Origin of the sequence: Pectobacterium aroidearum, assembly GCF_041228105.1 — a bacterium.
Classification (GTDB): Bacteria; Pseudomonadota; Gammaproteobacteria; order Enterobacterales; family Enterobacteriaceae; genus Pectobacterium; species Pectobacterium aroidearum.
This window is the reverse complement of the sequence record NZ_CP166097.1, coordinates 3,313,781-3,326,945: the sequence shown is the minus strand read 5'-3', so window position 1 is coordinate 3,326,945 and position 13,165 is coordinate 3,313,781. Positions and strand designations below refer to the sequence as shown.

General features: G+C 53.2%; 10 protein-coding genes. 5 read left to right on the top strand and 5 right to left on the bottom strand.

The genetic code is table 11. The annotated features are described in order from the left end of the window. Positions 1-49: 49 nt before the first annotated feature. Positions 50-1,402, bottom strand: coding sequence for a 3-carboxy-cis,cis-muconate cycloisomerase (gene pcaB, locus AB8809_RS15185; protein ID WP_332408468.1), 1,353 nt, complete (start codon positions 1,400-1,402; stop codon positions 50-52). Positions 1,403-1,616: 214 nt separating this feature from the next. Here pcaB and AB8809_RS15180 point away from each other — a divergent pair, with 214 nt between their 5' ends. Continuing rightward, entirely contained in the window at positions 1,617-2,351 is a 735-nt protein-coding gene (locus AB8809_RS15180; RefSeq protein ID WP_180777103.1) for a GntR family transcriptional regulator, read from the top strand. A gap of 115 nt (positions 2,352-2,466) precedes the next feature. Here the strand turns inward: AB8809_RS15180 and AB8809_RS15175 are convergent, their stop codons facing one another. Continuing rightward, positions 2,467-3,939: a sensor domain-containing diguanylate cyclase gene (locus AB8809_RS15175; protein ID WP_320703443.1), complete on the bottom strand. Its 1,473-nt coding sequence runs from the start codon at positions 3,937-3,939 to the stop codon at positions 2,467-2,469. A 290-nt stretch (positions 3,940-4,229) separates the two neighbouring features. On the opposite strand from AB8809_RS15175, the gene AB8809_RS15170 reads away from it, so the two are divergent. Then, positions 4,230-5,144: a lipid kinase gene (locus AB8809_RS15170; protein ID WP_256599779.1), complete on the top strand. Its 915-nt coding sequence runs from the start codon at positions 4,230-4,232 to the stop codon at positions 5,142-5,144. A gap of 62 nt (positions 5,145-5,206) precedes the next feature. Here the strand turns inward: AB8809_RS15170 and AB8809_RS15165 are convergent, their stop codons facing one another. The 3 genes from AB8809_RS15165 to moeA all read right to left on the bottom strand — a co-directional run bounded on the left by AB8809_RS15165 (position 5,207) and on the right by moeA (position 7,902). Continuing rightward, entirely contained in the window at positions 5,207-5,806 is a 600-nt protein-coding gene (locus AB8809_RS15165; RefSeq protein WP_180777101.1) for a nitroreductase family protein, read from the bottom strand. Positions 5,807-5,911: 105 nt separating this feature from the next. Beyond that, positions 5,912-6,664 (bottom strand): molybdopterin-synthase adenylyltransferase MoeB, encoded by a 753-nt coding sequence (gene moeB / locus AB8809_RS15160; protein WP_349854802.1) that lies wholly within the window; start codon positions 6,662-6,664, stop codon positions 5,912-5,914. A 2-nt stretch (positions 6,665-6,666) separates the two neighbouring features. Then, a complete protein-coding gene (gene moeA / locus AB8809_RS15155) occupies positions 6,667-7,902 on the bottom strand; it encodes a molybdopterin molybdotransferase MoeA (RefSeq protein WP_349854800.1) in 1,236 nt (411 codons plus the stop codon). Positions 7,903-8,656: 754 nt separating this feature from the next. Here moeA and gsiA point away from each other — a divergent pair. The 3 genes from gsiA to gsiC all read left to right on the top strand — a co-directional run bounded on the left by gsiA (position 8,657) and on the right by gsiC (position 13,156). After that, the gene (gene gsiA / locus AB8809_RS15150) at positions 8,657-10,558 is read left to right on the top strand and encodes a glutathione ABC transporter ATP-binding protein GsiA (RefSeq protein WP_349854798.1); all 1,902 of its coding nucleotides are present in this window, start codon (positions 8,657-8,659) and stop codon (positions 10,556-10,558) included. Between the two features lie 25 nt (positions 10,559-10,583). Next, positions 10,584-12,128, top strand: a complete 1,545-nt coding sequence (gene gsiB / locus AB8809_RS15145) for a glutathione ABC transporter substrate-binding protein GsiB (protein WP_349854796.1) — start codon at positions 10,584-10,586, stop codon at positions 12,126-12,128. Between the two features lie 107 nt (positions 12,129-12,235). Next, positions 12,236-13,156: a glutathione ABC transporter permease GsiC gene (gene gsiC, locus AB8809_RS15140; RefSeq protein ID WP_015839762.1), complete on the top strand. Its 921-nt coding sequence runs from the start codon at positions 12,236-12,238 to the stop codon at positions 13,154-13,156. The last annotated feature ends 9 nt before the right edge of the window (positions 13,157-13,165 follow it).

The following is a 13,165-nucleotide window of genomic DNA, read 5'->3' as shown; positions in this document are numbered from 1 at the left end:
TCTCGATCTCAGTCTGTTAGTTAGGGTGATACCGGATAATCACCGGTGATTAATGGTGTCTTTCTGTTTTATTTAATACCTGATCCACCATTTCAGGGGCGCTCCCCAAATAATTGACGGGGTTGGTCAGATCGTTGATTAATTTAGGATCGAGTCGGCTGGCGACGTTGGGCATAGCATTGAGCACATCGGCCAGTGTACCGCCTTTCTCATTCACGATGCGGCAGGCATCGTAGACGATGTCGTGTGCTTCCTGACGACCAATATACGGTGCCAGCCCCATCATAACGGCTTCAGCCACAATCAGGCCGTTAGTCATGTTGAGGTTTTTCAGCATCATTTTCTCATCCACAATCAAGCCGTTCAGCATGAATTTGGCCTGATGAAGCGCGCCAGCGGAGAGAATGAAACTTTCCGGAATGGCAATCCATTCTGCATGCCAGGGGCCCGTGGCGCGTTCCAGATCTTGGACCATCGCATCCAGCATCAACCCCGCCTGTTGGCGAACGCCTTTGGCGCAGGCCAGCATCAGTTCACTGGAGATGGGATTACGCTTTTGCGGCATGGTGCTGCTGGCTCCACGGCCTTTGACAAACGGTTCATACAGTTCGCCAAATTCGTTGGAGGCCATCAGCATGACGTCGTAGCCAATTTTTCCCAACGAACCCGTGATGACCGCCAGCAGGTTGACGGCTTCGGCAAATCCATCACGGGCAACATGCCAGGTTGAGGTAGGAACGCCCAGACCGAGTTCGGCCATCAGGGCTTTTTGTACCGCGAGTCCTTTATCACCCAACGAGGCCAGTGTGCCGGCTGCACCTGCGAATTCGCCTACCAGCACACGCGGGCGCAGCTGTGCCAGGCGCTCTGCATGGCGGTCAAACATATCCAGCCAGATGGCGGCTTTATAGCCGAACGTAATCGGTAGCGCTTGCTGTAAATGGGTGCGCCCAGCCATGGGCGTATTACGGTAGCGTGCGGCCAGTCCAGCCAAAATAGAACGCAGTGCATCAATATCTGCTTCAATTAACGCGAATGCATCACGGATTTGCAGCACCACGGCGGTATCCATAATGTCCTGTGTCGTTGCGCCCCAGTGTACATAACCACCAGAGTGACCCGCCTGTTTGGAGATTTGATGCACCAGCGGCAGGATTGGGTAGCCTACAATTTCTGTTTCGTGGCGCAGCAGCTCAAAATCGAGCGTGTCGGCGTTACAGCTGGCTGTGATTTCTGCGGCAGCTTCTTCGGGGATGACGCCACAGCGTGCCTGTGCATTGGCCAGCGCGATTTCTACTTCAACATACTTACGGATGAGTTCCCGGTCATCGAAGATCGCCCGCATTTCCGGGGTACCAAATGAATCACGGAATAGAACTGAATCAAGCACATTCGAAGCCATAATGCCTCCTGAAGCGAATGTATTAGTGATAAGATGCAGGCCGTATCCGCGATAGGATTCCCTGGTAGCGACATGGCCTGAAAAACCAAATGTTCAGACATGTTTAAATGTCCGTACATGTTGAGCTAATAACAACATGTACGGACAAGTTAGGGAAGTGGTTGAACGTCATTTTGTGATGCAGGGCATCAATATTGATTAAGAGCGTGAGCCGATGAAAGAACCCTTGTATAAGCGCATTGCCCGTGAACTCAGCCAAAATATTACGCTAGGCCGCTATCCAGCGGGTTCGTTGCTCCCCTCCGAGCTGGAGCTCTGTGAGCAATATCAGGTGAGTCGTCATACCGTAAGGGAGGCACTGCGCGATCTGACAGAAGCGGGTTTGGTCTCCCGTCGCAAGGGCGTGGGTTCCGTCGTTGTCGATAACGATGAAAAGCGCGAACGCAATCACCCTCTGGCCAGCCTTGAAGATCTGTTCGTGCTGGCAAAAAACAACCTGCGCGTAGTGAAGAAGATTGATGAAGTCGTTGCGGATGTTGAACTGGCGAAGATTATCGGCGGCAAACCGGGCGATCGCTGGCTGCATATCGCCAGCATTCGTGAAGACAGCGAGAAAAAAGACGCCCCGATATGCTGGACCGATAGCTACGTTAGCCCGGATTATGCCAAGGTCAAAAGTCTGGTACGCAGCGATCCGTTTGCGTTGATTAGCGATTTGATTGAAAAGCATTATGGCGTACAGGGGGAAGAGGTGCGCCAGACGATTTCTGCCGTTAGCATACCGGCTAAAATAGCGAAAACACTGGGCGTTGACGCAGGCTATCCGGCATTAAAGATTGTTCGCCATTATCTGGACCGCTCAGGAAACGTCTTTGAAACCACGGTATCGATTCATCCGGCGGACCGATATACCTGTTCGATTACGCTGAAACGCCAAACGGGAAACTGAACATAATCCGGTTGATGCCTTATTGATGACGGCGGCTTCCTGTTGAAATGTGCCTGTGTAATAAATACAGGCACATTATCTATTTAGCCACAATCCCTGTTCACATACGCCGTTGCTATATGGCGCTGACCACTTGATTACGTCCTTGCTGTTTTGCCTGATAAAGTGCGATATCGGCACGGTTGATCAGCATACTGAGCGTCTCACCTGCCCGATATTCAGCAACGCCGCAGCTGGCTGTCACCTGAATGATCCCTTCACGGTAGGGAAGAGGCGTTATCTCAATATTGTGTCGCAGGGCTTCGGCACGTTGCTGCGCGGCGTTGATGTCGCAATCGTCGAGCAAAATGACGAACTCTTCTCCTCCCCAACGGCAGGACTGATCGCTGGAGCGCGTATTCGCCGATAAGATGGCGGAAACTTCTTTTAAAACCATATCTCCCACATTGTGGCCGTACTTGTCATTGATTTTTTTAAAGTGGTCGATATCGATAAGAATAATAGAGAGCGATTTGTGCTGTAGGGCATTTTTCGTACCGAGACGGCGGAATAGATAATCAAATGCCTGACGGTTCATGAGGCCCGTTAGTTTATCGGTCGTCGCCATCTGTTCCAGACGACGCTGGTAGCCGCCAATGGTCAACCACAGCAGGAACAGGAAGAGAACGCTGACGAACGTGCTGATACCCAGATTTTTTAGCAGCGTGGCGAATAGCCGTTTTTCGCTGGGATGGCTGGTTTGCTCCACCATCAAATACCAGCCGAATTCAGGGATTAGCCGGGTGTTGAGGAAAATATGTTCCCCGTTTGACTGATATTCATAGGCTCCACCGGGGGAGGTTAAAACCGTGGTCGCGATCCGGTTCAGCCCCTGCTGTTGCTGAATTTGCAGGGGGCGGGTGTAGCTTTCCCCATGTAGCGTAATGTTGCCTTCTTTATCAATGAAATAGATTGTGCGGTTATAACGCTGTTCGTATTTTTCAATGAGATGCTTAACGCGCTCAACCGGAATACCCACGCCGGTAATACCAATAAAATTGTCCTCATAATCCATGACTTTATGGCTGATGAAAATGTCCAGTCGCGTGCGGTTTTCAGGATCGACGCGGAGATCGACGACATAAGGCATGTCATCCGATAGCGTTCTGTGCTGGAAATACCATTGATCGTCGGGGGAGGATTCCGAGACGGTTTTCAAGATGCGCTGCTGATCGTAGTAGAGCTTGGTTTTATCTGAAATGAAAAAAGAGAATACGGTGTTGAAGCGGCGATCGATCTCTTTCAGATAGCGGAATAGAGCCTGCGGATCGCTTTCATTTTTTAGCACCCAGTCGCGTAAAAACGTATCGTGCGCCATCAGCGATGAAATAAAGATAGGTTTTAACAAATCCTGCTGGATTTCAGAATAGACGTTGTCACTGGTCAGCGGCAGGGTATTTTCTTCGATTTCTTCTTCCAGTGATTCCTTAGCCACTTCATAACTGGTCCAACTGATCACCAGAAATGCGGCGAGCAGCATGGAGCCGAGTATGACGATTGCGCGTGTTTTATCCAGCCAGCGTGAGTTATTGATGAATCCGGTCTGCAAAATAATCTCCCCAGAGAAGCATTAATGGGATAGGTGAATAAGCTGCTGTTTTCACCTAAAAATGGTGGTGCCATGTGTCACAGGAATAACGGTGTAGCAACGTGGGTAAAGGGATCGCTGACTTGTAGGGTTCATTATAGTGGTTTCAGTGTGGAAGTATTAGCGGCTGAGTGCCGGAACGTAATGTTTTGTATTTTATTGTGGGCTTGTTAAAGCTCCCTTGTCGGTTTGATTACCCCTATGGTTAGATTTCATCAAACAAATTTCATCAAAAAAATAACGTTGGGTGGATGACCATGAGCCATTATTCAGCAGTGAAGGAATCAGGCCCAACAGCGCTTTTATTTATTAATAAGCATGCGCGGAATGGCGATTCCTCTGCGCGCTATGTGAAGCAGCTATTGCTGGAAAGCCGGATTCACATCGTCGAACCGGATGAAAACGCGTCGGGCTCATGCAGCGATATCATCCGCGCGTACGCGGATCGGGTGGATTTTGTCATTATCGGCGGTGGCGATGGCACGCTAAATTCTGCCGCGCCTGGCCTGGTGGATACCGGATTACCGCTGGGCGTGTTGCCTTTAGGGACGGCGAATGACTTTGCCCGTACGGTGGGCATTCCCAGAGAGATCCGGCAGGCGGTTCAGGTTATCGTCGATGGGCAGCGGCGTGCCGTTGATTTGGGCGAGGTCAATGGGCATCTGTTTTTTAACGTTTCCAGTATTGGGTTTTCTGCGGCATTGGCGCGCGGGCTGTCGGCGAAATCCAAGAAACGGTGGGGAACATTAGGCTATGCGCTGGCGGCTTTTAAGCTCTTGAAGCAAAGTCGTCCTTTCCGCGTTGAGATCGATCATGACGGCATGAAAGAGCGGGTGAGAACCGTGCAGGTGTCGGTGGGAAACGGACGTTTCTATGGCGGCGGCATGGCGGTAGCAGACAGCGCAGCGCCCGATGATGGGCGGCTGGATGTGTACAGTCTGGAAGTGTCCCACTGGTGGGAAATGGTGGCACTGATTCCCTTTATCCGCAGAGGAACGCACGGTCGCTGGCGCAAGGTTCGCGCTTTTTCCGCCAGACAGCTGACGTTGAATACTCCGAAGCCGCACGATATTAATGCGGATGGTGAACTGATTGGTAAAACACCCGCGGTGTTTGGGATCAGAGAGAAGGCGATTCAGGTTTTCGCACCACCGGTGCCTGAATAGCATCTAAAACAAACGGGGCACCTGATGGCGCCCCGTTTGCTGATAAAGCATGATTCAGCGGATTACTTAAATACGCGGAAACGTTCTTCAAAGGAAATATAGGTTTTCTCACCGGCGGGTTGCTCGATGGAACCAAATGGCATTTGAGCACGCAGTTTCCAACTGGCTGGCAGGTTCCACTGTGCTTTAACATCATCATCAATCAGCGGATTGTAGTGCTGGAGCGAAGCGCCAATTTTTTCCTGCGCTAGCGTAGACCACACGGCAAACTGGGCGATACCGGTTGAATGTTCAGACCAGACCGGGAAGTTATCGGCATAAAGCGCGAATTTTTCCTGTAGCGCTTCAATCACCGCAGTATCTTCAAAGAACAGAACGGTACCCGCACCAGCGGCAAAGGAGGCCAGTTTATTTTCTGTCGGAGCAAAGGCGTCCGCAGGCACAATTTTCTTCAACTGCTGCTTAACAATATCCCACAGTTTGTGATGCTGCTCGCCGAACAGAATCACAACGCGTGAGCTTTGTGAATTAAAAGAGGAGGGGCTTTCATTAACGGCTTCGGTAATGAGGGCGGTAACCTGATCTTCTGATATCGGTAATTTATTGCCGATGGCATAGATTGAACGACGGGCCTTGATTGACTGCAAAAAAGCATTACTCATGGTGTGTTCCTCAGTTTACGTGATGACTTACCTTAATACTGTGTCACTGATTTTCGCCGTATTCAATGGCTTATCGTGCCGGATGCCAATCTTTCCTCGGCTCCTTTATTCGCCACAGACGTCGCAGTGCGGGTTTTTCGGCAGCATCATTTCGCGAAATTGCAGCGTCATCGCATCGAACATTAGCAACCGCCCCGTGACCAGTTTACCGTAGCCCGTCAGCAGCTTAATGGCTTCCATCGCCTGCAAACTGCCGATGGTGCCCACCAGCGGCGACATCACGCCCGCTTCGACGCAGGTCAGCGCATTGGCGCCGAACAGACGGCTGAGACACTGGTAGCAAGGTTCATCGGGCTGGTAGGTAAAGACGCTGATTTGGCCTTCCATTCGAATCGCCGCGCCGGAAATCAGCGGTTTCCTGAGCTGAAAACCAATACGGTTTAGGCGATTGCGAATGGCGACATTGTCGGTGCAGTCCAACACCGCATCGTGTTTGCTGACGAGTTGGCTCAATGTCTCATCATCAAGATTGCCATCAACCGTATCGAGCGAAAGATGGGGGTTCATATCGGATAATGTCAGACGTGCGGATTCGACCTTCGCCATGCCGATGCGGTCGTCGCGGTGCAAAACCTGACGTTGCAGGTTAGACAGCGAGACGGTATCAAAATCCAGCAGCGTCAAATGGCCGATGCCCGCCGCAGCCAGATACTGCGCGGCGGCACAGCCCAATCCGCCCAGTCCGACAATCAACAGGCGTGAAGCCTTGAGCTTTTCCTGTCCGTCGAAATCAAAGCCGCGCAGCACAATCTGTCGATTGTAGCGCAGCATTTCTTCATCGCTCAGTTCCGGCAGCATACTCAGTGTCCCAGCAGGGCGTTGAAAGGCTCGATCTCGACCCATTCGCCAGCAGCGACGTGGCCACGATCCTGCTCAAGCACGATGAAGCAGTTACCGAGGCTGAATGAGCTGAAAACGTGCGAACCTTGATGCCCGGTGGTTCTCACTTCCAGCTCACCTTGTGCATTACGGCTGAAAATGCCGCGCTGGAAATCGGTGCGCCCCGGCGTCTTTTTCAGTGCGCTTGTGGTTTTGACACGTACACGCGGCGGCTGGTGCCATTGCGTATAGCCGGACAGGCGAGTCAGCAGCGGCTGCACCAGTTGATAGAACGTCAGCGCCGCGGAAACGGGGTTCCCCGGCAGACCGCAGAACCAGGCGTGTTGTAATTTGCCGAAGGCGAAGGGTTTGCCGGGTTTGATCGCTAGCTTCCAGAAATGGATATCGCCCAGCTCATCCAGCATTTGCTTCGTGTAATCGGCTTCGCCAACGGAAACGCCGCCGCTACTAATCACCAGATCGGCAAGCTGGTCAGCTTCATGGAACGCGGCGCGCAGGGCTGACGGATCGTCACGGATAATCCCCAGATCGTGCACTTCGCAGCCCAACTGTTCCAGCATCAAACGGACAGCGAAACGGTTGGTGTCATAAATCTGGCCGTCTTCCAGCGGCTTGCCAACGGGTTGCAGTTCATCACCGGTTGAAAACACAGCGACTTTCAGACGACGTACCACGTCAATCTGTGCAATCCCCAGCGAAGCCAGCAGCGGCAGCTCTGCCACACCCAGTTTGCAACCCGCAGGCAGCACGCTGGCGCCGGCCTGAATATCTTCGCCCGCCAGACGAATATTCTGACCGGGTTTTACCTCATGGGGGAAACGGATGCCGTCCTCGCTGGCGTCGGCCTGTTCCTGCATGATCACGGCGTCAGCCCCTTCAGGAATCGGCGCACCGGTCATGATGCGGATGCAGGTGCCGGCAGGCCATTCGCCGGTGAAAGGGGCGCCAGCGAAGGCTTTGCCAGCCAGCGGCAGCGTTGCGGAACCGGACACATCGGCGCAGCGTACGGCATAGCCATCCATCGCGGAATTGGCGAATGGCGGGACATTAATCGGGGAGGCGATGGCATGGGCGGTGATCCGTCCTGCGGCGTCGAACAGGGATACGCACTCTGTCTCGGTGAGGGAAGGAACCTGAGAAAACATGTTTTCCAGAGCTTGTTCAAGAGTCAGTAAACCTGAGGTAACGCTTTCCATCTTTACTCCACCGTTTTTCATCAATACCGCTTGTTTTATCAATAAGGCTGGTTTCATTAACGAGACGAGTTTCATTAATGAAAAGTGTTCCGCCAATGCGTTGTTCATGGGCGAAAACGTGTTTCCTATGCCAGTATTAATTATGTCAGAGTTCGTAACGTGGGTGAATGTATGCAGGTCAAGGAATAGGGCCTTTATACCCGTCATACTTCAAGTTGCATGTGCGTTGGCTGCGTTCAAATACTCGGCCCGTCGTGGGCCTCGCCCTGAAGGGCCGCTGCAAGCAGCGTTCAAATCTGCTCCCGGCAGATTTGTCACCCGAATCACTTACCGGAGTAAGCTCATTGGGATGCCTTCTCTTGCCGCGTTATTCAGCCTTATGGCTGCACCCCTTCGGGGCCAGCGCAAGCGCTGTTCAAAACGCTAACGTTTTGTCCTGAAACTCGAATTATTTAGGGTATAGCGCATGACTCGTCAGGCATCAAACGACAAGCGTGGGGTGCGAAAGCGTCACTTTTTTCCTACAACTCGAACTACTTCGGGTAAAAGTGAGTGGATTTGCATGAAATATTGCATCTGATGATGCGTCTTTATTGCAATTAACCTAATGTTATAAAAGAAATTTTTCACCGTGCTGATTTCAGTTTCCGCTTTACATCATTCCTTGCGCTAAATATAGTCGAAAATCGTTGATAATTTGTCCCTGACCGCGTTGCGCTGATTCCAGCCGCACTTATATGGAGATTCGCCGTTCATGTCGCCCACACAGGATCATTATGCCTCGCTGTCTTCCCCTATTCCGGGGCTTGTTTTGCCTGAAACTCGGGTGGTGGAAGTCCGCAACCTGAGTGTGTACTTCGAACAGCAGGGGCAGCGGACGGACGCGGTGCGTAATTTAACGTTCTCTGTCGATCGGGGTGAAACGCTGGCCATCGTCGGGGAATCGGGGTCGGGTAAGTCAGTGACGTCGCTGGCTCTGATGCGATTGGTTGAACATGCGGGCGGCGTGATTCATCAGGGCGATATGCTATTCCGTCGTCGCGATGGGCAAGTGCTGGATCTGCGCGGAGCGCGTCAGCGGATGATGCGCACATTGCGTGGTGCTGATTTGGCGATGATTTTTCAGGAGCCAATGACGTCGCTGAATCCCGTTTTTCCCGTCGGCGAACAAATAGCGGAGTCGATTCGTTTGCATCAGGGAATGGACAGACGCGCCGCGCGAGCAGAAACGTTACGCATGCTGGATCTGGTAAGAATACCGGAAGCGCGCAACGTGTTGGATCGCTATCCGCACCAACTGTCCGGCGGCATGCGCCAGCGGGTGATGATTGCGATGGCGCTCTCCTGCAAGCCGTCGCTGCTGATTGCCGATGAGCCGACAACTGCGCTGGATGTCACTATTCAGGCGCAAATTCTGCAATTGATTCGTGTGCTACAGCGTGAAATGGCAATGGCCGTGATTTTCATCACCCATGACATGGGCGTGGTGGCGGAAGTGGCTGAACGCGTATTGGTTATGCACCGTGGAGAAAGCGTTGAAGCGGGGAGCGTTGGGCAGATCTTCACTGCGCCGCAGCATCCGTATACGCAGGGGCTGTTGGCCGCAGTACCCGCGTTGGGGTCAATGCGCGGCCAACCGTTCCCGGAAAAATTTCCGCTGCTGGATCACAACGCTGTACGCATCGCGGACAACGTTCCGCAGGACACCGTTCCCGTACAGACGGAGCCGATCTTACAGGTTCGCAATCTAGTGACACGTTTTCCTATTCGCAGCGGTTTATTGAACCGCGTAACCCGGCAGGTGCACGCGGTGGAAAACGTCAGCTTCGATCTCTGGCCGGGCGAAACGCTTTCGCTGGTTGGCGAATCAGGATGCGGCAAATCCACGACCGGTCGCGCGTTGCTCCAACTGGTTGAAAGCCAGAAGGGCGACATTATCTTTAATGGTCAGCGCATCCATCAGTTAAAAGGAGCGGCGTTACAGCATCTGCGGCGTGATATTCAGCTGATTTTTCAGGATCCGTATGCGTCACTGGATCCCCGCCTGACGGTCGGGTTCTCGATTATGGAACCGCTACTGGTACACAACATCTGCCGTCGGCAGGAGGCGGAGAAGCGCGTGGAGTGGCTGCTGTCACGCGTGGGATTGGAGCCGGAACACGCCCGGCGTTACCCGCATGAGTTTTCTGGCGGCCAGCGCCAGCGCATTTGTATCGCCAGAGCGCTGGCGCTGAACCCGAAAGTGGTGATTGCGGATGAAGCGGTATCCGCGCTGGACGTGTCGATTCAGGCACAAATCATCAATCTGATGCTGGAACTGCAACGTGAGTTCGGCATCGCGTTTTTGTTTATTTCACATGATATGGCGGTGGTCGAGCGCATCAGCCATCGTGTGGCGGTGATGTACATGGGGCAGATTGTCGAGATTGGCTCACGGCAAGACGTATTCGAGCGACCGCGGCATCCTTATACCCGCAAGTTGATGTCGGCAGTACCGATTGCCGATCCCTCATGCCGACAGCGCGAGCAAGTGCTGCTGGTTGATGAAATACCCAGCCCGATTCGGGCGCTTGGCGACGAACCAAGCACGGCACCTCTGGTGCAGGTGGGTGAGCGACACTTTGTTGCGCGCCATCCGATAGCCGGTGCTTATTGACAGGGATTCACAAGGAGAACGTAGCATGAGCGTAATGACGATAAAACGGCGCTGGTTAGTCGCCGCAGGGGTCACCGCTGCCATGACGGCTTCACCCGTCTGGGCTGCCAAAGATGCGGTTATCGCCGTGGGTTCCACTTTTACCAGCCTGGATCCGTACGATGCCAACGATTCACTATCGCAGACGGTAGCGAAGTCCTTCTATCAGGGGCTCTTTGGCTTTGATAAAGAGATGAAGCTGGTGAACGTGTTGGCGGACAGCTATGACGTGAGCCCAGATGGACTGACGTATACCGTTAAGCTGCATCCGGGCGTCAAATTTCACGATGGCTCGGCGTTTAACGCCACCGCAGTGAAAGTGAATCTGGATCGCGCCAGTAATCCAGATAATCGTCTGAAGCGATATAACCTGTTCAAGATGATCGACAAAACCGAGGTGGTGGACGATCTGACGGTGAAAATCACACTGAAGACGCCATTCTCGGCGTTCGTTAACAATCTGGCTCACCCGGCGGCGGTGATGATCTCTCCGGCGGCATTAAAGCAGTACGGCAAGGACATTGGTTTCCATCCGGTAGGTACCGGACCGTACCGTTTTGTGACCTGGAATCAGACTGATTTTGTCAAAGTTGAGAAATTCAGCGGCTACTGGAAAGCCGGTTTACCGAAGCTGGACAGCATTACCTGGCGTCCGGTCGTGGATAACAACACGCGTGCGGCACTGCTGCAAACCGGCGAAGCACAGTTTGCTTACCCGATACCGTTCGAACAGGCCAAAGTACTGGAGAAAAACGACAAGCTGGCGCTGGTGGCGTCGCCGTCGATTCTGCACCGTTACATCAGCATGAACGTGACGCAGAAACCGTTTGATAACCCGAAAGTCCGGCAGGCGTTGAACTACGCGATCAACAAAGAGGCGCTGATTAAAGTCGCGTTCTCCGGCTATGCGACGCTCGCCGAAGGGCCACTGCCGAGCAGCATTGATTATGCAGTAAAGTATCAGCCGTGGCCTTACGATCCGGCGAAGGCACGCGAGTTGCTGAAAGAAGCGGGCTACCCTGATGGCTTCACCACCACGCTCTGGTCGTCGCATAACCACAGTACGGCGCAGAAAGTCTTGCAGTTCACACAGCAACAGCTGGCGCAGGTCGGCGTGAAAGTACAGGTGACTGCTATGGATGCGGGGCAGCGCGCGGCGGAAGTGGAAGGTAAAGGCGTCAAAGAAACGGGCGTTCGCCTGTTCTACACCGGTTGGTCAGCTTCGACGGGTGAGGCTGATTGGGCACTGTCGCCGCTGTTTGCGACGGCTTCCTGGCCACCAGCGCAGTTCAACACGGCGTTTTACAGCAATCCGCAGGTGGATGCGGATCTGGCCAATGCTCTGAAAACCACGGATCGGACGGAAAAACAGAAACTGTATCAGGATGCACAGGACAAAATCTGGGCGGATGCGCCGTGGATTTTCCTGGCGACAGAGCGTTTAGTCTCGGCTAACAGCAAAAAGCTCACTGGTTTTTACGTGATGCCGGATACCTTGTTCAGTTTTGAAGAGGCTGACCTGAAGGAATAATTCATCGTCAAAGCATGACCAGGGAGTCGGGGGCCGTCAGGCCGCCCGCTGTGGTCAACACACGTCTACTTATAGGGAGTCTGGCGCATGTCTGTGGAAAACTGTTCATGCTGAATTATTTTATTAAACGACTACTGGGACTGATTCCCACGCTCCTGATTGTGATGGTGCTGGTGTTCCTGTTCGTTCATCTGTTACCCGGCGACCCGGCGCGTTTAGCTGCCGGGCGGGAAGCGGATGCCGCCGTCATCGAGATGGTGCGGCAGGATTTGGGATTGGATAAATCGCTGCCGCATCAGTTTTGGCACTTCTTTACCAATATCCTGCAAGGGGATTTAGGGACGTCGATGGTGTCGAAACGTCCGGTCACGGAAGAGATCGCCATGCGTTTTATGCCAACCTTCTGGCTGACGGTATGCAGCATGGTGTGGGCGGTAATTTTTGGTATGGCGATCGGCATCGTATCGGCGGTGTGGCGCAACGGCTGGCCTGACAGGATCGGAATGACGCTGGCGGTATCCGGCCTCTCTTTCCCTGCCTTTGCGCTCGGAATGCTGCTAATGCAGATTTTTTCTGTCGAATTGGGGTGGTTGCCAACGGTGGGAGCGGACACTTGGCTGCACTATATTTTGCCTTCGCTGACGCTGGGCGCGGCGGTGGCGGCGGTGATGGCGCGTTTTACCCGCGCGTCGTTTGTTGATGTGTTGCAGGAAGACTACATGCGTACGGCACGAGCAAAAGGCGTGCGTGAATCGCTGGTTGTGGTGAAGCATGGGCTGCGCAATGCGCTGATTCCCGTGGTGACGATGATGGGGCTGCAATTTGGTTTCTTGCTCGGCGGTTCAATCGTTGTGGAGAAGGTTTTCAACTGGCCAGGGCTGGGACGGTTGCTGGTGGATGCGGTGGAGATGCGTGATTATCCGGTGATTCAGGCCGAGGTGCTGCTGTTTTCGCTGGAGTTTATTCTGATCAATCTGCTGGTGGATATGCTGTATGCCGCGATTAATCCAGCCATTCGTTACAAATAAGGAAAGGGA